Below are 538 nucleotides of genomic sequence, written 5' to 3'. Positions count from 1 at the left end.
AAGTTGCAGAAGCGGTTACATTGTTAACATAAGGACCTGCTACAGAGATATTGCTGGCAGTAAAGCTGTTATTATACTCGCCAATACCAAGTGAAGCAATAGTACCGATAGGACCTTCCATATCATCAGTTATAACAATATCAGTGAGTGGAACATCACCAGTATTGCTGACATTATAGGACCAGACAACGGTTGATCCAACTTCAACCTCATAGGAAGAAGGATCAGCGACATCATAACCATCGGTAAGTTTGACAACACTCAAAGAAGGATTAGCAGATTCAGAAGATACACCGAAGTAGTAGCTGATATCGGAAGCATTAACCTCGGATCCATCAGAAGTTGCAGAAGCGGTTACATTGTTAACATAAGGACCTGCTACAGAGATATTGCTGGCAGTAAAGCTGTTATTATACTCGCCAATACCAAGTGAAGCAATAGTACCAATAGGACCTTCCATATCATCAGTTATCACAATATCAGTGAGTGGAACATCACCAGTGTTGCTGACATTATAGGACCAGACAACGGTTGATCC

1 pseudogene is annotated in these 538 nt (G+C 41.3%); it reads right to left on the bottom strand.

The window, feature by feature from the left end:
• Positions 1-538 (bottom strand): annotated as a pseudogene (locus E7X56_RS11620) (hypothetical protein); the annotation flags it as partial.

It is taken from the genome of Methanococcoides sp. NM1, assembly GCF_900774285.1.
GTDB classification, from domain to species: Archaea; Halobacteriota; Methanosarcinia; order Methanosarcinales; family Methanosarcinaceae; genus Methanococcoides; species Methanococcoides vulcani.
This window is presented reverse-complemented; position numbering and strand designations above follow the sequence as displayed.